The following is a 20,420-nucleotide window of genomic DNA, read 5'->3' as shown; positions in this document are numbered from 1 at the left end:
GAGCTAGTGCGCGTCATCCTGAAGCGCGAGGTGGCCGGACTCGGCCGCCCCGGTGACGTCAAGGACGTCGCCGACGGGTACGCGCAGAACTTCCTCCTGCCACGCGGCCTCGCGATCGAGGCGACCGCCGGTGAGATGAAGGTGCTGGCACGGGCGCGCGACGCCAAGCAGGCGAAGCAGGACCGCGCGCACGCCGAGGCGGAGGAGCTCGCGAAGCGCCTGTCCGAAACGACGCTCGTGTTCCGCCTAAAGGCGGGAGACCAGGGCAAGACGTTCGGCTCCGTGACGAGCAAGGACATCGCGGAGGCGCTGCGGCGCGAACAGAAGGTGGATGTCGACAGGACGAAGGTCCATCTGCTCGAGCCGCTCAAGGCCCTCGGCGTGCACCAGGTCGAGATCCGTCTGCTGACCGACGTTCGAGCGAACGTCACGGTCGCGATCGAACCGGCGCGCTAGGTCCTTCGCGTCAGGGCCTGCGCCACTGGGTCCACCACAGCATCGCAGCCGCGATAAGGAACATCACACCCAGGAGCAAGAACGCCTGCTCGGTGCTCATGTTGCGTAGTTTGGTCTACCTCGAACCGTCCTTCTTCGGCTCGCGCATCCAGGGCGTGAACGTGAGTCCGACGAGCAGCCCTTCCGGACTCAGGAGTCGCGCGACCGTCTGGCCCCACGGCTCCTCTTTCGGACCGACGAGAAGCTGGTAGCCCCGCGCGCGAAGCTCCCCCGCCGCGGCGGCGACGTCGTCGACGTCGAACTCGATGCCGCCCTGCGGCACCGGGACGTCCTTTGGCCATTCGCGTTTGCCGAAGCATGATTCGGCCGCCTCCTCGAGCGCCCAGAGGCCGAAGTGCTTCACACCTGGCAGGTCGTCCGTGGCGACGTAGTCGCCCTCAGGCAGCGGCAGGCCGAGCGCGTCGCGGTAGAAGCGCGCCGACTCCTTGAGGTCGCGGACGATCGGGCCGAACCCCGCGACGAACTGCACCTTCATCAGATATCCCCCCTTGTCTCGCCGAGATCGCGGAAGCGCGTCAGCTCGGACTGGAAATGTAGGTCGAAGTCGCCGGTCGGGCCGTTGCGGTGCTTCGCGAGCTTGAGACGCACAACGTTCTCGTCGCGGTCCTTGCGGTCCTTCTGCCAGAGGAAGAGAACGAGATCGGCGTCGGCTTCAATGGCGCCGCTGTTATGCACCACGATCCCGTTCGCGACAAAACTACCGGCGGTGGGAACGCGGAGGTCGTACACCTCCTCGGTCCCGGCAGGCTCGATCGAGATGATCCGCTCCCAGATCACATCACTGTCGGCGAACTCACGGAGCACTTCGTTACCAGTCTTGTCCGCGTACTGAAGCGCGGTGCCTCGGCGCATCATCTTGTGCTGGTCTTTCCAACCGACCTCAAGAGAGCGAAGATGCGAACTCAGCTCACGCGGAAGAGCGAGTAAGCCCGGATTGGTCTCATTCATAGGCAGCTCATCGACCATCGCGTCCAGCAACTGGCGTTTTCTTCCGACCACGCCGACTACCTCGGCAAACTGACGGAGATTGCTCGACGCCTGGGCTAGGGTCAACCGGTAGATCGGCATCGTGCTCTTCGTGTTCCATAGCCCCTGTCCGATCGAAGACATGAGCCCGAGTCGCAAGAGCAAATTCTTTACGTCGAGGAGCAACGCTCGACTCACACTGTCGAACTGAACACTCCATCTACGGTCCGTGTTGCTCTTCACGCACCCATCGGATGCGAGGTACCCCGCGAGAAAGTTCGCGGCGCCGATGCCCCCCGCTTCAAAGACCCATTCCGCGACGCGCTTCGTGCTGTCCTCCTGCGCGAAGACGCCGATGTCTCGGAGCCATTCCCGCATCGGGTTACCGTAAGGTCGACCGTATCCGTTCGCGTACAGCCGGACGAAGTCGGCCTCGCGATAGTTCGTGCCGATTTTCTTGAATCGCGGTTGCACGTCCGGCCACTCACGCTGCACGATCTCGAGGACATCCCAAAACGTGTCGTCGTCGCTCGAAATGAATCCAACCGCGCGGTGTCGCTGATACGTACCGTCGCCGGCGATGTAACCGAGCAGCCGACAGCGATCCGCGCGCTCGGGTCTCTCCTGTCCGTGTGTCGGTAGGCTGCGCGCAGTCGCGATCACATCACCGACTTGCAGCGACGCCAGGGACCGCCACCCACCCCCGGTGAGGAATGGGTGATTCCCTGTCGCGCGAATCTCACGTCCGGTCTGTGTCCGCAGCCGGTAGACGGGTTTGACGCCAGTTGACCAAACGTCTGTGAGCTCGTGCGCCTCAAGTTTTTGGTCAGGTGTCATGGCGACGATTCGCTTACCAGGCCGCAGCGAGCGCACTTCGACCCAGCGTCCGGTTTCCGCGTCGATGACACGTGAATCTCCCGAGACGCACTCGCGCAGGTCAGAGAGCATTGGCTCGGTGCCACGTGTCTCGATTTGGCGCGAGAGCTGCGAGAGCGCAACGAGGGGAACCTCCAATTCGCGTGCGATCGACTTGAGCGCTCTCGTGATGACAGCCACTTCTTGCACGCGACCCTCGTTGCCACCTGCTCCCTCGATGAGCTGCAGGTAGTCGACGACCACGAGATCGAGGCCGCGGTCGGCCTGGAGCCGTCGTGACTTCGCGAGGATGTCCGTCACGGTGAGGCGACTCGACTCCTCGATGAAGATCGGCGCGCGCTGCAGCTGGTTCGACGCGGAGTTGATCGACTCGAACTCGCGCTCCGAGAGCCGGCCACGACGCATGCGGTTTCCGTCGATCTCCGCGGTCATGGAGATGAGGCGCTGCACGACCTGGAGCTCGGTCATCTCGAGCGAGAACACCGCACACGTCTTGTGCGCGGCGACCGCCGCATGCCACACGATGTTCAGCGCGAGGCTCGTCTTTCCGAGACCCGGGCGGCCGCCGATGATGATGAGGTCGGACGGTTGGAATCCTCCGGTCTTGCCGTCGAGGTGCTCGAAGCCGGTCGGCACACCCTGACGCTGGTCGTCGCCACGAGCCGTGATCTGGTCGGCGAAGCGTCGCAGCGCGATCTCGAGGGGAACGACGTCGCGGTGCAGGCTCGACTCGCTCACCGCGAAGAGGAGCTCCTGCGCGTCGGCGACGGCGCTCTCGGCGTCCTCGCGCGTGAGTGCCAGGTGGGCGATCTCGTTCGCGGCCTGTATGAGGCGGCGCAGGAGCGCGGTGCGCTCGACGATCGACGCGTACGACTCCGCGTGCGCGACCGTCGGGACGTTCTGCATGAGACCGACCAGGAACTGCGCACCGCCGACCTCGTCGAGCTCGCTGCGCGCCGCGAGCTCGGCCTGCACCGTCTGGAAGCCGAGGGCCTCGCCGCGTTCCGCGACCCGCTCGACCGCGCCGAGGATGAGTCGATGCTGCTCGCGCGACAGCGACGCCGGCGCGATGCGTCCGCGGACGACGTCCTCGTAGACCGCGGGATCGATGAGGACCGCGCCGAGCAGCGACGCCTCGGCCTCGGGGTTCTCCGGCGGCGGTTTCGGCGTGCTGCGCGCGAGTCCGTAGTCGACCGTCATACGGGCATCTGATCGTCGGCGGCCTTGCTGAAGAACTTCGCCTGCTCGGCGGCGAACAGGAGCGAAAAGATGCCGGTCGGGCCGTTGCGGTTCTTCGCGATGCTGCCGTGGATGAGTTTCGGCGCGCCCGCGGCGGTGTCCTCTTTATCGCGCCAGAGCATCAGGACGACGTCTGAGTCTTGCTCGATGCTGCCCGATTCACGAAGCGTGGACAGCTTCGGCTCGACGCCAGAGTCACCCGCGGCGCGCGAAAGCTGCGAGAGGCCGATGACCACGACGTTGAGCTCGCGCGCGAGCGACTTGAGATTCTTCGTGATCGTCGCGATCTCTTGGACGCGGTTCTCCTCGTGCTCGCCGGTGCGCATGAGCTGGATGTAGTCGACGACGATCACCTCGAGCCGGTCATGAGAGCTCGCGCGCCGCGCCTTCGTGCGCAGCTCCATGATCGAGATGCCCGGCGTGTCGTCGATGAGGATCGGCAAGCCGGCGAGCGACGACGCGGCTTCGGTGTCGAACACATTCCCGGTGCGCAGCGCGAGCAGATCGGTGCGGCTGTTCATCGCGAGGAAGCGCGACACGACCTGCTTCGCGTCCATCTCGAGCGAGAACACCAGCGTGGGATGGCCGCGTTTCGCCATGTTGAACGCCATCGCCAGCCCCAGGCTCGTCTTGCCGACCGATGGACGCGCCGCGATGACGATGAGATCGCCGACGGAGAAGCCCTCGGTGTAGAAGTCGATCTCGCGGAAGCCGGAGGGGATGCCGCTGACCTCGTACGGTCGCTCCATCCGCTGCGTCAGGTGGTCGAAGTTCTCCTGCAGCGCGCCCTGGATATGCCGGAGCTGCGTGTTCGCGGATTCGTCGCGGAGCGCGAAGATGCGCTGCTCGGCACGATCGAGCGCGAGCGGAATGTCGGTGGGCTCTCCGTACGCATCGGCCGCCACCGCGGTCGCGGCGCCGAGAAGCCGGCGCAGGATCGCGCGGTCGCGCACGATCCGCGCGTGCCGCTCGATCTCGACCGCCGTCGGTACGAGCTCCGTGAGCTCGCGCAGGTACGCCGGACCGCCGACGCGGTCGAGCTCTTCGCGCCGCGCGAGCTCGATCTGCACCGTGAGCGGGTCGATGCGCTCGCGGCGCTCGAGCAGCGACTGCACCGTTCCGTAGATCCGCTGGTGGCGGGCGAGGTAGAAGTCGTCCTTTCCGAGCAGGTCGGCGACCTTGAAGATCGCGTCGCGGTCGATGAGGAGGCTGCCGAGCACCTGTTGCTCGGCCGACTCGTCGAACGGAAGGCTCCGCTCCGGGCTCTCCCCCGTCATGCCGCCTCCAAATGCAGGGTGTTCGCCACACTAGAACATACGTTCGGTGTCAATGCGCCCGGAAATCCGGATGAAAAGTGCTTGGGGGATCGCGCGCGATAGGACCAAAGGGTGACTGAGAAGGGCCGGCGCGCCTAGGACACTATCCCCAGAACCGCGCCGCTACGGTCCACCGCTTTTCCCGCGCTCGCGGCGCTGTCCACCGGAAGTTGTCCACACCTGTGGAAAAGGGAGCAGGCAAGAGATGCGCGTACTCGTCACGGGCGGGGCCGGCTTCATCGGCAGCAACATCGCCGATGCGCTGAAGGCGCGCGGCGATCAGGTGGTCGTCGTGGACGATATCTCCACAGGCGACCGCGCCAATCTCCCGCCTGACATCCGTCTGCGTGTCGCGGACGTTTCGGATGCCAAAGCGCTGCGCGAAGCTGTTCGAGGCGAGCGCTTCGACGCGGTCGTGCACTGCGCCTCGAAGACAAAGGTCGTCGAATCGATGGAGAAGCCCGACCTGTATCGACGCGTGATCGTCGAGGGAACGCGAAACGTCGCGCGCCTGGCGGAGGACGCGCACGCGCATGTGTTCGTGAACATCTCTACCGGCGGAGCGATCTATGGCGAAACGCGGATCTGCGCCACTGAGGCCGTTCCGGTCGATCCCGCATCGAATTACGGGAAGTTCAAGGCCGAGGCGGAGCAGATCGTCGGCGCGGCGAAGATCCCGAACATCACGCTGCGCCTCGCGAACGTCTACGGCCCGCGCCAGCGGCAGGATCTCGAGGGCGGCGTGGTCGCGATCTTCGCGGGCCGCTGGAAGCGCGGTGAAAAGCTGACCGTCTTTGGCGACGGGGACGCTCAGCGCGACTACATCTACGTCGGCGACGTCGTCGACGCCGTCCTCGCGGCGTTCGCTGGCAAGTGGAATGGTGTCTACAACATCGGCACGGGCGTCGCGACGAGCGTCAACGAGCTCATCGCCGCGATGGCCGACGTACTTGGACCCCCGCCCGGCATCACCAAGGCGCCGGAGCGACCGGGCGAGGTCCAGCGCTCGTGCGTCGACGCCTCGAGGGCGAAGCGCGACGGGCTCTGGCAGAGCCGGACCGGGCTCCTCGACGGGCTCCGGCGGACGGCGCTCACCGCTTGACCGCGTGACTGCGCGGCGTAGGATTCCGCGCGAAAAGCGAGCCAATGACCACCCTCTTCGAGGACAGATCGCTCACCTGCCGTGAATGCGGCAGCGCCTTCGTGTGGACCGCGGGGGAGCAGGAGTTCTATCAGCAGAAGGGTCTGCTCCACGAGCCGCAGCGATGTCCGGAATGCCGCAAGAAGGCCAAGGCCGAGCGCGCGGCGGCACGGGCCGCCAACATGCACGACGTCATCTGCAGCAACTGCGGCAGGCAGGCACAGGTCCCGTTCGAGCCGCGCACCGATCGACCCGTGTACTGCTCGGAGTGCTTCGAGGCACGCCGCAACGCTCCGCCGTCCGCAGCCGCCCCTCCTCCCGCCTGACGCTCAGACCCGCCGCTCGCGATAGCCTCGGCTCATGCGGACGTTCCTCCTCGGCGTGCTCGTCGGCGTCCTCCTCAGCGTCGGCACCGGCCTTACCGCATTCCTTCTTATCGGCAGCTGGCTCGCCGTCGAGGATCCGCTCGAGAAGGTCGACGCGATCGTCGCGATCTCGGGCGACACCGGCGCGCGGGCCGACACCGCGGTCACGCTGTGGAAGGCCGGCTGGGCGCCGGTCATCGTGTTCTCGGGTGCCGCGGTCGATCCGGAATCGGTCAGCTCTGGCGAGATCATGCGCCGCGAGGCGTTGCGTCAGGGCGTGCCGGAGAGCGCGACGCTCGTGGAGCCCGCGTCGACGACGACCGAAGAGAACGCCGCGGAGGTCGCGAAGCTGATGGCCAATCGCAAGCTGCGCTCGGCGATCCTCGTGACGAGCCCCTATCACCAGCGTCGCGCCGCGTACGAGTTCAAGCGCGCATTCGAACCGCGCGGCCTCGTCATGCGCAATTACCCGGCGCGTGACCCCGAGTGGAACGCGTTCCTGTGGTGGAGACAGGAGCCCGTTCGCTCGCGAACGCTGCTCGAGCTCGTGAAGCTCGGAGCCGTGTACCTCAGCCAGACGCGGTGACCGCCGCGCGCGTATCGTCCTAATACGTGCCAGTGACCGCCGTCGTCGGGGCCCAATGGGGCGACGAGGGCAAGGGCAAGATCACGGACCTCCTGGCGCAGGAGGCGGATGTGGTCATCCGCTTCCAGGGCGGCAACAACGCCGGTCACACCGTGGTGAACCAGCACGGCACCTTCAAGCTCCATCTGGTGCCGTCGGGCATCTTCAATCCGAACGCGCTCTGCATCGTCGGACCGGGCACGGTGGTGAATCTCCAGGTGCTCTGCGAGGAGCTCGCGAATCTGGAGCGCAGCGGCATCCGAACCGCCAACCTCCGCGTCGCGGATCGCGCGCATCTCCTCATGCCCTGGCATGTCGCGATCGATCGCCTCGACGAACGAGAGCGCGGCCGGCAGAAGCTCGGCACCACGGGACAGGGCGTCGGTCCCGCGTATGCCGACAAGGTCTCGCGTCACGGGATCCAGGTGTACGAGGTGCGCGACGAGCGTCGCTTCCGTCAGCGGGTGGCGCACGAGCTCGAGCGCCAGAAGAAGGTGCTCGAGCGGTACGGCGACGCTCCGCTCGACGCGAAGGTCGTCGCGGATGAGGTGCTCGCAGCCGCGGCGACGCTGGGCGATCGCATCGTCGACACCCTCCCGCTCGTCGAGCGCGCGCTCCAGACCGATGCCCGCATCCTGTTAGAAGGACAGCTCGGCGCGATGCGCGACCTCGACTGGGGCATCTACCCGTACGTCACCTCCTCGAATCCGCTCGCGGGCGGCGCGGCCGTGGGCGCGGGCATCCCGCCGCGGTACATCACGAAGGTGATCGGCGTCGTGAAGGCGTACTCGACCGCGGTGGGCGAGGGTCCGTTCCCCACGGAGATGGCCGGCGGCGAGGGCGACGCCCTGCGCGAGCGAGCCAATGAATACGGGGCGACGACCGGCCGACCGCGCCGCGTCGGCTGGTTCGATGCGGTGGCCGCACGTCATGCGCATCGCCTCAATGCCTTCACGGAGCTCGCCGTGACGAAGCTCGACGTGCTCGGCGCGTACAAGGAGATCCCGTTCTGCGTCAGCTACCAGGTCGACGGCGCGATCACGACGGACATGCCACCGACGGCGGTGCTCGAGCGCGCGGTGCCCCAGTACGAGAAGCTCGCTGGATGGTGCGACCCGCTCACGGGAGTCGCCGACCGCGCGCATCTGCCCGCGGCGGCGCGCGCGTATCTCTCGCGCATCGAGGCGACGGTCGGAGCGCCCGTGGGAATGGTCGGGATCGGACCCGAGCGCAGCGCAACGCTGCTCTAGAATCCGCGCTCGATGACGAACCTCCTTGACGTTGCATTCCCTCATCGAACGAAGCGCAGCTTCGGTGCGGCGTCGTTCGCACTCATCTTCCTCATCCTGCTCGGCGAGATCGAGCTCCTGGTGTTCGTCGCGCTCGCGATCGTGGCGCATCGTCTCGATCTCTTCACGGATCTTCAGCCCGTGATCCTTCCCGGCGCGTGTCTGGTCGCGCTTTCGGCCGCGGGCGTCTTCTGGTGGCGCGCCCGTTCGTGGACCAAGCAGCGCATCGAGATGCTCAATCTGTGGGCCCAGGGCGGCACCGCATACGGCGAGCGTCTCGCGAAGTCCCGGCAACAGCGCTAGCCCTACACTTCGGCCCACGTGAGCCGCGTGGGGGAGCGCTTCACCAAGGAAGGTCTCACGTTCGACGACGTCCTCCTCATCCCAGCCCGTAGCGACGTCCTCCCCACCCAGGTCTCCACGAAGGCCCGCCTCACCAAGAGCATCACGCTTGAGATCCCCATCCTCTCCGCCGCGATGGACACGGTCACGGAATCGCGCATGGCGATCGCCCTCGCGCGGCTCGGCGGGATCGGGGTCATCCACCGCAATCTCCCGATCGCCGATCAGGTCCACGAGGTGCAGGTCGCGAAGGACGCCGGCGTGATGGTCGCGGCGGCCGTTGGCGTTTCGGGCGACGCGGACGAACGGGCCGCCGCGCTCGTCGCCGCCGGAGTCGATGTGATCGTCGTGGATGTCGCGCACGGCCACTCCGCCGGCGTCATCCGCATGGTCGAGAAGGTGAAGGCGCGGCACCGCGTCCAGGTCATTGCTGGGAACGTCGTGACGGCCGAAGGCACCGAGGAGCTCATCGCCGCTGGAGCCGACAGCGTGAAGGTCGGCGTCGGGCCCGGGGCGATCTGCACGACGCGCGTCGTCGCCGGCGCCGGCATGCCGCAGATCACGGCGGTCTTCGACTGCGCCGAGGCAGCCGACCGGCACGGCATCCCGATCATCGCGGACGGCGGGATCCAGCAGTCCGGTGACATCGCGAAGGCCATCGGCGCAGGCGCATCGACCGTGATGCTCGGTGGGCTTCTCGCCGGCGTCGACGAGTCGCCCGGCGACGTCACCGAAACAACGGATGGGCGCTTCAAGTCGTACCGCGGCATGGGCTCGATGGGCGCGATGCAGGCGCGCGCGGGCACGAAGACAGGCGCGTCGCGAGATCGGTACGGTCAACAGGACGTCGGGGAGTTCTCCAAGCTCGTGCCCGAGGGCGTCGAGGGACATGTCAAGTGCGTTGGTCCGCTCGAGCCGTTCCTGCACCAGCTCGTCGGCGGCCTGCGCGCGGGAATGAAGTACGTCGGCGCCGCGACGGTCGAGGACCTCCGCACGAAGGCGACCTTCGTCCGCATCTCGGGCGCGGGTCTGCGCGAGTCGCACCCGCACGACATCAGCATCACCGTCGAACCACCGAACTACAGGCTAGCGAGGACGAGACTGGGACCCGCAGGTCCCAGGTGAGGACGAGCGACGCCTGGAACCGCCGCAGCGGTTATCGAATCAAATTGTGATCGCGAGCTTCTCCGCCGAGCGCGATCTCGCCAAACGCGCGCTCGACACCGCGCGAAAACGAGGCGCCTCGTACGCCGACGTCCGATTCGTTCGCCGCGACGAAGAGAACGCGCTCGTGAAGAATGGGCGGCTCGAGAGCGCCGACCGAGCGGATTCGTTCGGGTTCGGCGTCCGCGCGATCGCTGACGGTGCGTGGGGGTTCGCCGCCTCGCAGATCGTCACCGCCGACGAGGCGGATCGCGTCGCGGCGCTGGCGGTCGAGATCGCGAAGGCGTCGGCGCTCACGAAGATGCGCGATGCGGCTCTTGCGCCGGTGGAGGCGAAGACGGCGACATTCACGACGTCAGTGGACGTCGATCCATTCGCGATGACCGTCGATGATCGTCTCGGCCTGCTCATCGCCGCCGAGGCGAAGCTGCGCGAGAGGAAAGGCCTGCGGACGACGCGCGCCGCATATTCGATCTGGCGCGAGGACAAGCTGTTCCTCTCGACCGAAGGCGCGGACATACAGCAGCGGCTCAGCGAGGTCGGCGGAGGCATCGCGGCCGAGGCAGTCGGCGACGGCGAGCTGCAGATCCGCACGTATCCCGATGGACTCCGCTATCAGAACTCCGGCGGCTGGGAGGTCCTCACGAAGTGGGATCTCGTCGGCAACGCGCCGCGGGTCGCCGATGAAGCGCTCGCGTTGCTCAAAGCCAAGCCGTGCCCGCAGGACATCAGGACCAACGTGATCCTCGCCGGCAACCAGCTGTCTTTGCAGTGCCACGAGAGCTGCGGGCACCCGATCGAGCTCGATCGCGCGCTGGGGAGTGAGGCCGCGTTCGCCGGGACCTCGTTCCTCACGCCGGACAAGCTCGGCACGTTCCGGTACGGCTCGGAGCAGGTGAACATCCGCATCGACGCGACATCGCCGGGCGGCCTCGGCACGTTCGGGTTCGACGACGAGGGCGTGCCCGCGTCGGAGGGCTGGGCGGTGAAGGCCGGCCTCTTCGTCGGCTACCTGATGAGCCGCGAGACGGCCGCCGCGCTCGGCAAGCGCTCGAACGGGACGATGCGCGCCGATGGCTGGCAGCGCGTGCCGATCATCCGCATGACCAACGTCTCGGTCATGCCGGGGACCGCGGGCACGCTCGACGACCTCATCGCCGACACCGACGACGGGATCCTCATGGACACCAACCGCTCGTGGTCGATCGACGACAAGCGCTTCAACTTCCAGTTCGGCACCGAGATCGGCTGGGAGATCAAGAAGGGCAAGCGCGGCGACATGGTCCGCAATCCGACGTACACGGGGATCACGCCCGAGTTCTGGGGCAGCTGCGACGCGGTCTGCTCGGAAAGCGAATGGGTGATGTGGGGCACGCCGAACTGCGGAAAAGGCCAGCCCGGCCAGGGCGCGCACACCGGACATGGCGCCGCTCCGGCCCGCTTCCGCGACGTAAAGGTCGGGGTCATCAAATGACTGGGCGAGCGACGAGCGGGTCAGGGGGAGGGGCGCCTGTCAGCGAGCCGCAGCGAGCGTGCGCGAGGAGCGGGACCACCAGCCCTGAGCGTGTCTCCTCGCCGAAGGCCAGAGATTGAACAAGTGAGCGGAGCGCTGTTCGGCGATCGTGAGCTGCGTGACGTCGCGCAGCGCGCGCTCAAGGCGGCGAAGGGTGATCAGGCGGAGGCGCTCGTGATCGCGCGCACCGGATCGCTGACGCGCTACGCGAACGCCGCGATCCACCAGAACGTCACATCGCGCGAGGCCGACGTGACGATCCGCGTCGTGATCGGAAAGCGACGCGCGACCGCGACGACGAACCGGCTCGATGAAGAGGGCTTGCGCCGTGCGGCGGAGGCCGCGACCGAGCTCGCGCGGCGCGCGCCGGAAGACCCGACCTTCGGCGGACTGCCCGAGCCGCGCCCGATCGCGACGGCGCCGCCGGCATACGTCGAACGGACCGCCGAGGCCACCCCGATGGATCGTGCTCGCGCGGTGAAGATCCTCTGCGACGCGGCGAAAGCGCGGAAGCTGGTGTGCGCCGGATTCGTCTCGTCGAACGTGCAGGAGATCGCGGTCGCGAGCACCACCGGCACGTGGGCCTATGCGCCGCAGACCCACGCCGAGGTGCAGATCGGTGCGATCGGCGACGACGGCTCAGCGTTCGCGCAAAGGGTCTCTCCCGATTTCAAGGAGCTCGACGTTGACGGCGCCGCGCAGGAAGCGGTGTCGAAGGCTGTGCGCGCGCAGCGGCCGCGCGACATGGAAGCCGGGACGTACGAGGTGGTGCTCGAGCCGTATTGCGTGCACGACATGGTCGGTTTCCTTAGCAGCCACTTCACCGGTCTCGCGGTCGAGGAGGGCCGGTCCTTCGTCGGTGGGAAGATCGGCCAGCAGGTCACCGGCGCCATCACCCTGGTCGAGGATCCATTCGACCCGCAGAGCATGCCGCGGCCCTTCGACTTCGAAGGCCAACCGAGCGAGCGCGTGACGCTGCTCGAGAGCGGCGTCGCTCGCGGCGTCGTGTACGACTCCGGTACGGCGCACCGCGTCGGCGCGCGCAACACCGGTCATGCGCTACCTCCGAACGCATTCATGCCGTCCGCGCCGATGCATGTGCGATTCGAGGCCGGCGACGCGTCGCACGACGCGTTGGTCGCCGGCGTGAAGAAGGGTCTGCTCGTGACGCGCTTCCACTACACCCGGTGGGTGCACCAGCTGCGCACGATCGTCACCGGCATGACGCGCGACGGTACGTTCGCGATCGAGAACGGCGAGATCGCGTATCCGATCAAGAATCTGCGATTCACGCAGTCTTATCACGAAGCCTGGAGCGGCGTGCGTGCGATCGGGAGGGATCTGCGCCTGCTCGTTCCGGCGGAGCAATTCGGTCTGACGGCGTCCTGCCAGCGGGTTCCCGCGGTCCGACTCGCGGCGTTCACGTTCACCGGCTCCACGCGGTATTAGGGGATCGCCGCGGGGTCGTTCGTCGCCGAGGCCCACGCGTGGACACGCGAGACATGCCGATCGCTCCGCATCGCGATCACCGCGCCGATCACGCAGGTACACGAGCGTCCATGGTCGGCGGTCTTTCGCGTCCCAACGGACCGCGGCGCCGTCTATGTGAAGTGCTGCGGGCCAACGCAGGCCCACGAGCCGCGACTGACTGCACTTCTCCATCACGAGTTCCCCGGTCTCGTCACCGAGGTGCTCGCGCTGCACCCGACGCAGCCATGGATGCTTGTCGCGGAGGGCGGCAAGAAGATCCGGGACGCGTACTCAGGCGATGAGTTCCTCCGCGCGTGGCGCGAGGTCCTGCCGCGATACGCCCGGATGCAGCGAGCCGCGACGCGCCATGTGCGCGAGATCCTCGGATTCGGCACGCCCGATCATCGCGCGACCCTGCTCGTCGCGGGCTTCGTGGATGCGGTCGCGAACGAGCCGGGGATCTCGGCTGGGCGTGAGGATCGGATCACCGAGGACGAGCGACGAGCCCTCTTCGGACTGCGCCCCAAGCTGAACGAGGCGCTCGGCGCGCTGACCGCGCTCGGCATCGAGGACACGCTGCAGCACGACGACCTGCATCACGGCAACGTACTCGTTCGCGACGGGCGCGCGGTGATCTTCGACTGGGGCGACGCCTGCGTCTCGCATCCGTTCCTGACGCTCGCGGTCACGCTGCGCTTCGCGGCGTCCGCGACCAAGCACGCGCCCGACGACCCGGAGATCGTCGCGCTCCGCGACGCGTATCTCGAGCCGTGGAGCGATCGCGCGTCGACACCGGCGCTCCGAGACGCCGCGGAGCTCGGGCGCCGCATCGGCGAGGTCTCGCGAACGCTCACCTTCTATGCGGTCGCCCGAGCCTATCCGGGCGTGATCGACAGCTACCCCGGCGGTTTCGCCGGTTCGCTCCGAAGGGTGCTCGCCGAGTTCAGCTAGGCGCGCGCCTCCTGATGTGCGTGCTCGGTCTCCATCGTGACGCTGGGGTCGTTCTGGTAGAGCGAGAACGCGTTGCCGTCGATGTCGGTGCATCCGGCGAACCAGCCCTGGCCCGGGATCGGCTGTTTGTCATCGGCCTTCCCGCCGGCGTCGCGGACCTTCTTCAGCGACGCGTCGATGTCATCGGTGCCGAAGTAGATCGTCGGAGCCTTCGTCTGGGACGGATCGGTCTGCGGATTGATCGCGCCACCGGGCGTGACGCCGTCGATGAGGTAGTACTCGATCCCCGGGATGTCCGAGTCCTTGTACTTCCAGCCGAATACCTTCGAGTAGAAGGTCTTGGCTCGTCCCGGGTCCTTGGTGTTGATCTCGAAATGCACGATGTCGCCGGGCTTGGGGTCCATGATCGCTCCCCTTTGAAGTTGGTCGTGGCAAAAGACTAGTCCCGAGCCGAGCCTGTTACAGGCGCTACGCGTGTGGCTGTCGTGCGGGCAGGCGCTACGCGATAATCAACAGGTGAGCGCGCCGGACAGCCGCCTCCAGACAACGGAGGGGGAGTCCGCCCGGCAGCGCCGAGCGACGATCGCCATCCTCGACTACGGATCGCAGTACACGCAGCTGATCGCGCGCCGCGTCCGCGAGTCGCGTGTGTACTGCGAGATCTTCCCGCACGACGTCACCGCGAAAGAGCTCGAGCGCCGGGGCGTCGTCGGCGTGATCCTCTCCGGCGGGCCGTCGAGCGTGTACGACGCGGACGCGCCGCAGATCGAGCCCGCGGTCCTGGATGGGCGGTTCCCGGTCCTCGGGATCTGCTACGGCATGCACCTCATGGCGCACGTGCTCGGCGGCGAGGTCGCGCCCGAGGGCAAACGCGAATATGGCCCCGCGACGGTCGACATCGCCGAGTCCGGCGGTCTGTTCGAGGGCCTCTCCGACCACGAGCGCGCCTGGATGAGCCACGGCGACACCGTGAAACGGCTTCCGCCCGGCTTCCACGGCATCGCGCGCACCGAGCGACTGCCGCTCGCGGCGATGAGCGATGGTCGGAACCGCTTCGGCGTCCAGTTCCATCCCGAGGTCATGCACACACCGCGCGGCGCCGAGGTGCTGCGCAACTTCCTCTACCGCGTGTGCGGTTGCGAAGGCGATTGGACGCCTGCGGCCTTTATCGAGGAGGCCGTCGCCGAGCTCAAGCGAACGATCGGCGATCGTCACGCGATCTGCGCGCTCTCCGGCGGCGTCGACTCCGCGGTGGCCGCGACGCTCGTCGCGCGCGCGATCGGCGACCGGCTCACCTGCGTGTTCATCGACACAGGTTTGCTTCGCGCGAACGAGGCCGAGGAGGTCGTCGCGACGTTCGGCCCGCGGCTGCGCCTCGTTCACGTCGACGCGTCGGAGCGATTCCTCCGTCGCCTCGCCGGCGTCGTCGATCCCGAGCAGAAGCGGATGATCATCGGCGAGGAATTCATCCGGTGCTTCGAGGAGCAGGCGCGCCGCGTCGGGGACGTCGATCTCCTCGTGCAGGGCACGATCTACCCGGATGTCATCGAGTCGCGCTCGCGCGAGTCCAAGACGAGCGCGCGGATCAAGACGCACCACAACGTCGGCGGGCTGCCCGAGGTCATGGCGCTCGAGGTCGTCGAGCCGCTGCGGCGTCTCTTCAAGGACGAGGTCCGGCGCGTTGGCGCGGAGCTCGGCATCCCAGAGGACATCCTCTGGCGTCACCCATTCCCGGGCCCGGGGCTCGCCGTGCGTGTGCTCGGTCCGATCGACCATCAGGCGCTCGATACCCTTCGACAGGCGGACGCGATCTTCCTCGAGGAGCTGCGGGCGGCCGACCTGTACCGCACCGTCGCCCAGGCGTTCGCCGTTCTTACTCCTGTGCGAAGCGTGGGCGTCATGGGCGATTTCCGCACCTACGGCGCGCTCGTCGCGCTCCGCGCGGTGACGACCGAGGACTTCATGACCGCCGACTGGGCGCGCTTGCCATACGACGTGCTCGCACGCGCATCTGCGCGCATCGTGAACGAGATCGCTGCGGTGAACAGGGTCGTGTACGACATCTCGTCGAAGCCGCCGGCGACGATCGAGTGGGAGTGAGTTGAAAGCGATCCGGGACTACTTCCGCCACGGCGAGAAGGTGCAGCAGCTCATCCAGGAGCAGCGCAAGCAGCGGAGCCCGGGGCGGTCCATCGGAGCGCCGGGTCTCAACTGCCTGGTACTCGGCGGCGGCGGGCGCGAGTACGCGATCGCGTGGCGTCTCGCGCGCTGCGACAGCGTCGCGACGATCGATGTCGTCCCGGGCAACGCCGGCGTCGCGCTCTTCTCGCGGGTGCTCGACTTCCAGCCGCGAGACGTCGGTCGTCTCGAGCAGCATCTCGCGGCGTCAGCGATCGATCTCGCGATCGTCGGGCCCGACGAGCTCATCGCCGAAGGCATCGGCGATCACATGCGGCGGGCGAGCATCTCGGTCGTCGCGCCGTCGAAAGAAGCCGCGAAGATCGAGTGGAGCAAGACCTTCGCGAAAGAGCTCATGACCGAGGCCGGGATCCCGTCACCGCGCTGGGAAACGTTCACGACCCCGGAGCAGGCGCGCAACGCGCTCGATCGCAACAAGTGGGCGGCGCCGCTCGTCGTGAAGGCCGACGGCCTCGCGGCGGGAAAGGGCGTCACGATCTGTCGCACCATCGAGCAGGCGCTGATGACGCTGGGCACGCCGCCGACGAGCGGCGGCCGCGTCGTGTTCGAGGAGCTGCTCGAAGGTGACGAAGCATCGCTTCAGGCGCTGGTCGACGGAGAGACCGTCGTCGCGCTTCCGCCCGCGCGCGACCACAAGCGCCTCGGTGACGGTGACATCGGACCGAACACCGGCGGAATGGGCGCCTCGTCGCCGACCACCGTGCTGCCGGATGAGGACGCGCAGCGCGTCGCCGACGAAGTGATCACGCCCATCGCGCGCGCGCTCGCTGCGCGCGGCACGCCTTTCCGCGGGATCATCTTCGCCGGCCTCATCCGAACGAAGCGCGGCTTCAAAGTGCTCGAGTACAACGCGCGCTTCGGCGATCCTGAGGCGGAGGTCACGCTGCCGCGCATCGGCGGCGATTTCGCCAAGCTCATGGTCGCGCTCGGCGAGGGCAAGCTTCGCGAGTATGTCGCGGCCAACCCGCTGCGTTTCAGCCAGCGCGCCTTCGTCGATGTCGTGCTCTGCGCCGAGGGATATCCCGGCGCGCCACGCACCGGCGACAGGATCGAGGGTCTCGATAGCCTGCCCGATGGCGTGTACGCGTTCCATGGCGCGACGACCGCAACGCCCTCGGGCGGTTTCATCACCTCAGGCGGACGCGTCATGCACATCGTGGCCGGCGGCGCGACCGTGGCCGAGGCGCGCGATCGGGCGTATCAGGGCGCGGAGCGCGTGACGTTCGCCGGCAAGTTCTATCGTTCCGACATCGCAGCGGGGGGTGGGGTGGCCGTCGCGTGACGCCTTCGGTGAGCGTGCTCATGGGTTCGACGTCGGACGAGACCGTCATGAAGATCGCGGTCGAGACGCTGCGCGGCCTCGGCGTGGAGTGCGAGATGCGCGTCCTGTCGGCTCACCGCACACCGGAGGCGTTGCGCGACTACGTCACAGAGGCAGGCCGGCGCGGCGTGAAGGTGTTCGTCTGCGGCGCCGGCGGTGCGGCGCACCTCGCGGGCGCGGTCGCCGCGATCACGACGAGTCCGGTCATCGGTGTCCCGCTCGTGGCGCCCAACGCGATCGCCGGCGGGCTCGACGCACTCCTTTCTATCGTGCAGATGCCGCGGGGCATCCCCGTGGCGACCGTCGCGGTCGGCGAGGCCGGGGCCGCCAACGCCGGGATCCTCGCGGCCGAGATCCTCGCGACCGCCGACGAGGAGCTCGCGAGCCGCCTGCGCATGCTGCGCGAAGGCATGGCCGCCAAGGTGCTCGCTCGATGAGTATTCAGAACCGCTTCGACACCATCTCGCCGATCGACAGCCGCTTCTACGGCGGAGACGCCGCGCTGTTCAAGTCGCTGCAGCCCTATCTCTCCGCCGCGGCGACGATCCGCTACCAGGCGCGCGTCGAGGGTGCCCTCGCGCAGGCGATGGCCGACGCGGGGATCTGCGACCGCGCAGTCGCCGACGCGATCGCGCGCGCCGCGGACCGCGTCACGCCGCAGGAGGTCGCAGAAGAAGAGACGAAGACGCGGCACGACGTGCGCGCGCTCGTGAATGTCATCCGCGATCAGGTCCCGGACGAAGCGAAACGGTTCGTTCATCTCGGTGCGACGTCGTACGACATCGTCGACACCGCGAACGCGCTGCGGTACCGCGAGTGCGTCGAGCGCGTCGTCGTGCCCGCACTCGGTGCGCTCGTCGCGCGCTGCATCTCGATCGCCGAGGCGGAGGCCGACACGCCGCAGATCGGTCGCACGCACGGACGTCACGCCGAGCCGATCACGTTCGGCTTCGCCATGGCCGAGTACGTCTCGCGTTTGGGCGACCGCGTCGAGTTCCTGCGTTCGGTCGCGCGTCGCCTGCCGGGCAAACTGTCCGGCGCGGTCGGCGTGTACAGCGCCATGGGCCTTCTCACCGAAGACGCGCGCGCGCTCGAGCGGCGCTTCCTGGCGGGGCTGGGCCTTCACCCGCGCTCGAGCTCGACGCAGATCGTCGAGCCCGAGGGCTGGACCGACCTCGCCCATGCCTGCGTCACGGCGCTCGGCGTCATGGCGAATCTCGCCGACGACATGCGCCAGCTCCAGCGCACGGAGATCGGTGAGGTCGCAGAGTCTTTCGGCGCGGAGCAGGTCGGCTCGTCGACGATGCCCCACAAGCGCAACCCGGTGTCGTTCGAGAATGTGAAGTCGATCTGGAAGGCCATGGCGCCGCGCGTCATGACGACCTATCTCGACCAGATCAGCGAGCACCAGCGCGACCTGACGAACTCGGCGTCGCAGCGGTTCCTCGGCGAGATCATCGCCTCGACCGCGTACGCCGCTGGGCGCATGGCCGGATCGCTCGAGGGGATCCGCGTCGACCGCGACCGGCTCAAGGCCAACCTCGCGATGTCGCGCGGCGCGATCGTCGCCGAGCCGCTCTACGTGCTGCTCGCGAAGTACGGCCACCCCGACGCGCATGAGGCGGTGCGCCGACTCACGCTCGAGGCCGAGCGCGGCTCGCGCTCGGTGCTCGAGGTCGTCGCGCAGGACGCGGAGCTGCGCGATTACCTCATTAAGCTCTCGCCCGAGGAGCGACGGATCCTCGAGCGCCCCGAGGACTACCGCGGACTTGCGGCCGACGTCGCGCGCGACGTCGCGTCGACCTGGCGCGAGCGGTTAAAAGGAGTCCTTCCCGAGTGAGTACATTGATCGAGAGCAAGGTCCCAGGCGCGACGCTGTTCCGGCGCGGCAAGGTGCGTGACGTGTACGAGGCCGGCGGCGACCGGCTCGTCATCGTCGCGAGCGACCGCCTGTCCGCGTTCGACGTGGTGCTCCCGACGCCGATCCCGGACAAGGGCCGCGTGCTCACCGAGCTCTCGAGCTTCTGGTTCGACCGGACCGAGCGCGTCGTCCCGAATCACCTCATCTCGACGAACATCGATGAGATGCCGCCGGTGTTCCGCGAGGTGCCCGAGCTCGATGGCCGCGCGGTGCTCGTGAAGCGCTGCGAGCGGATCGACGTCGAGTGCGTCGCGCGCGGATACATCGCGGGCTCGGGCTGGACGGAATACAAGGCCCTCGGAACGGTCGCGAGCGAGGCCCTTCCCAAGGGCCTGCAGGAATCGCAGCGCCTCGACGAGCCGATCTTCACGCCCGCCACGAAGGCCGTGACCGGCCACGACGTGAACATCTCGCGTGCGCAGCTGTCGTCCCTCGTCGGCAGCGAGCTCGCGAGGCAGCTCGAGGAGGTCACCCTGGAGCTGTATCGCAAGGCGCACGCGTACGCGCTCGGTCGCGGGCTGATCCTCGCCGACACGAAGTTCGAGTTCGGGTTCTACGACGGTAAGCTGACGCTCATCGACGAGGCGCTGACCCCGGACTCGTCGCGCTACTGGGATGCCGCGACGTACAAGCCGGGCGGGTCGCCGCCCTCCTATGACAAGCAGTACGTGCGCGACTTCCTCACCAGCAGCGGCTGGAACAAGGAGCCGCCGGCGCCGGCGCTCCCGCCCGAGGTCGTTCAAGGTACGAGCCAGCGTTACCGCGAGTGCTACGGAAAGCTCACCGGCGAGGAGTGGTTCGGATGATCTTCGTCGCGACGATCCGTGTGCTGCCGAAAGCCGAGGTCCGCGATCCGCAGGGCGAGGCCGTGCGCGGCGCGCTGCGCTCGCTCGGCCTTGCCGTCTCCGACGTTCGGACAGGCAAGGAGATCGTCGTCACGTTCGAGGCGGCGAGCGAGGTCGCGGCGCGCGAGGCCGTCCGTCTCATGGGCAACGAGCTGCTGGCGAACCCGGTCATCGAGGACTACGCCTACGAGCTCAAAGAAAGCGTGCCGGCATGACGCGCGTCGCGATCCTCCGCTACCCGGGCACGTGGAGCGAGCGCGACTTCCAGCACGCGCTCTCGCTCGTGCCGGATGTCGAGAGCGACATCCTCTGGCACGAGGACGCCGACCTCGCGGGCTACGACGCCGCGATCGTTCCGGGC

20 protein-coding genes are annotated in these 20,420 nt (G+C 67.8%); 16 read left to right on the top strand and 4 right to left on the bottom strand.

Annotated features, from left to right (window positions below; translation table 11 throughout):
- The first annotated feature begins 6 nt into the window (after positions 1-6).
- Complete coding sequence (gene rplI / locus VI056_04945) at positions 7-456, top strand: 50S ribosomal protein L9 (GenBank protein HEY6202370.1); 450 nt, start codon at positions 7-9, stop codon at positions 454-456.
- A gap of 115 nt (positions 457-571) precedes the next feature.
- On the opposite strand, the gene VI056_04940 is transcribed toward rplI, so the two are convergent.
- From VI056_04940 to dnaB (VI056_04930), 3 genes are read right to left on the bottom strand one after another with little or no spacing between them, the layout of a single operon-like run.
- Positions 572-991 (bottom strand): VOC family protein, encoded by a 420-nt coding sequence (locus VI056_04940; protein HEY6202369.1) that lies wholly within the window; start codon positions 989-991, stop codon positions 572-574.
- Positions 991-3,558 (bottom strand): replicative DNA helicase, encoded by a 2,568-nt coding sequence (dnaB, locus tag VI056_04935; GenBank protein ID HEY6202368.1) that lies wholly within the window; start codon positions 3,556-3,558, stop codon positions 991-993. The genes VI056_04940 and dnaB (VI056_04935) overlap by 1 nt, the downstream gene beginning before the upstream one ends.
- Positions 3,555-4,874: a replicative DNA helicase gene (dnaB, locus tag VI056_04930; protein ID HEY6202367.1), complete on the bottom strand. Its 1,320-nt coding sequence runs from the start codon at positions 4,872-4,874 to the stop codon at positions 3,555-3,557. The genes dnaB (VI056_04935) and dnaB (VI056_04930) overlap by 4 nt, the downstream gene beginning before the upstream one ends.
- Before the next feature lie 244 nt (positions 4,875-5,118).
- Here dnaB (VI056_04930) and VI056_04925 point away from each other — a divergent pair, with 244 nt between their 5' ends.
- The 9 genes from VI056_04925 to VI056_04885 all read left to right on the top strand — a co-directional run bounded on the left by VI056_04925 (position 5,119) and on the right by VI056_04885 (position 13,773).
- Positions 5,119-6,015, top strand: a complete 897-nt coding sequence (locus VI056_04925) for an NAD-dependent epimerase/dehydratase family protein (protein ID HEY6202366.1) — start codon at positions 5,119-5,121, stop codon at positions 6,013-6,015.
- Between the two features lie 44 nt (positions 6,016-6,059).
- Positions 6,060-6,380, top strand: coding sequence for a zinc-ribbon domain containing protein (locus VI056_04920; GenBank protein ID HEY6202365.1), 321 nt, complete (start codon positions 6,060-6,062; stop codon positions 6,378-6,380).
- A gap of 34 nt (positions 6,381-6,414) precedes the next feature.
- Positions 6,415-7,005 (top strand): YdcF family protein, encoded by a 591-nt coding sequence (locus VI056_04915; protein HEY6202364.1) that lies wholly within the window; start codon positions 6,415-6,417, stop codon positions 7,003-7,005.
- A 26-nt stretch (positions 7,006-7,031) separates the two neighbouring features.
- On the top strand, positions 7,032-8,294 hold the full coding sequence (locus VI056_04910) for an adenylosuccinate synthase (protein HEY6202363.1): 1,263 nt from the start codon (positions 7,032-7,034) through the stop codon (positions 8,292-8,294).
- Positions 8,295-8,306: 12 nt separating this feature from the next.
- A complete protein-coding gene (locus VI056_04905) occupies positions 8,307-8,636 on the top strand; it encodes a hypothetical protein (protein ID HEY6202362.1) in 330 nt (109 codons plus the stop codon).
- A gap of 18 nt (positions 8,637-8,654) precedes the next feature.
- Positions 8,655-9,800 carry an IMP dehydrogenase gene (locus tag VI056_04900; GenBank protein HEY6202361.1) on the top strand — a complete coding sequence of 382 codons (1,146 nt, stop codon included), beginning with the start codon at positions 8,655-8,657 and terminating at the stop codon, positions 9,798-9,800.
- A 46-nt stretch (positions 9,801-9,846) separates the two neighbouring features.
- Entirely contained in the window at positions 9,847-11,313 is a 1,467-nt protein-coding gene (locus tag VI056_04895; protein ID HEY6202360.1) for a TldD/PmbA family protein, read from the top strand.
- 123 nt (positions 11,314-11,436) lie between these two features.
- Entirely contained in the window at positions 11,437-12,801 is a 1,365-nt protein-coding gene (locus VI056_04890; protein ID HEY6202359.1) for a TldD/PmbA family protein, read from the top strand.
- A 156-nt stretch (positions 12,802-12,957) separates the two neighbouring features.
- Complete coding sequence (locus tag VI056_04885) at positions 12,958-13,773, top strand: phosphotransferase (GenBank protein ID HEY6202358.1); 816 nt, start codon at positions 12,958-12,960, stop codon at positions 13,771-13,773.
- On the opposite strand, the gene VI056_04880 is transcribed toward VI056_04885, so the two are convergent.
- Positions 13,770-14,177: a VOC family protein gene (locus tag VI056_04880; GenBank protein ID HEY6202357.1), complete on the bottom strand. Its 408-nt coding sequence runs from the start codon at positions 14,175-14,177 to the stop codon at positions 13,770-13,772. The two genes, VI056_04885 and VI056_04880, sit on opposite strands and share 4 nt — an antisense overlap.
- Positions 14,178-14,355: 178 nt before the next feature.
- Between VI056_04880 and guaA the strand changes: the two genes are divergently transcribed.
- The 6 genes from guaA to purS are packed head-to-tail and all read left to right on the top strand — an operon-like array spanning position 14,356 to position 20,274.
- Positions 14,356-15,873 (top strand): glutamine-hydrolyzing GMP synthase, encoded by a 1,518-nt coding sequence (gene guaA, locus VI056_04875; GenBank protein HEY6202356.1) that lies wholly within the window; start codon positions 14,356-14,358, stop codon positions 15,871-15,873.
- Between the two features lies 1 nt (position 15,874).
- The gene (gene purD, locus VI056_04870) at positions 15,875-17,254 is read left to right on the top strand and encodes a phosphoribosylamine--glycine ligase (GenBank protein HEY6202355.1); all 1,380 of its coding nucleotides are present in this window, start codon (positions 15,875-15,877) and stop codon (positions 17,252-17,254) included.
- Between the two features lie 20 nt (positions 17,255-17,274).
- Positions 17,275-17,730, top strand: coding sequence for a 5-(carboxyamino)imidazole ribonucleotide mutase (purE, locus tag VI056_04865; GenBank protein ID HEY6202354.1), 456 nt, complete (start codon positions 17,275-17,277; stop codon positions 17,728-17,730).
- Positions 17,727-19,133 carry a lyase family protein gene (locus VI056_04860; GenBank protein ID HEY6202353.1) on the top strand — a complete coding sequence of 469 codons (1,407 nt, stop codon included), beginning with the start codon at positions 17,727-17,729 and terminating at the stop codon, positions 19,131-19,133. The genes purE and VI056_04860 overlap by 4 nt, the downstream gene beginning before the upstream one ends.
- Positions 19,130-20,020, top strand: coding sequence for a phosphoribosylaminoimidazolesuccinocarboxamide synthase (locus tag VI056_04855; protein HEY6202352.1), 891 nt, complete (start codon positions 19,130-19,132; stop codon positions 20,018-20,020). The genes VI056_04860 and VI056_04855 overlap by 4 nt, the downstream gene beginning before the upstream one ends.
- Positions 20,017-20,274: a phosphoribosylformylglycinamidine synthase subunit PurS gene (gene purS, locus VI056_04850; GenBank protein ID HEY6202351.1), complete on the top strand. Its 258-nt coding sequence runs from the start codon at positions 20,017-20,019 to the stop codon at positions 20,272-20,274. Before VI056_04855 ends, purS begins: the two co-directional genes overlap by 4 nt.
- Positions 20,275-20,420: the final 146 nt, after the last annotated feature.

The organism is Candidatus Limnocylindria bacterium, from assembly GCA_036523395.1.
In the GTDB taxonomy this organism is placed as follows: domain Bacteria; phylum Chloroflexota; class Limnocylindria; order P2-11E; family P2-11E; genus CF-39.
Note: the sequence above shows the minus strand (reverse complement) of the source record. Positions and strands in the feature narration are given on the sequence as shown.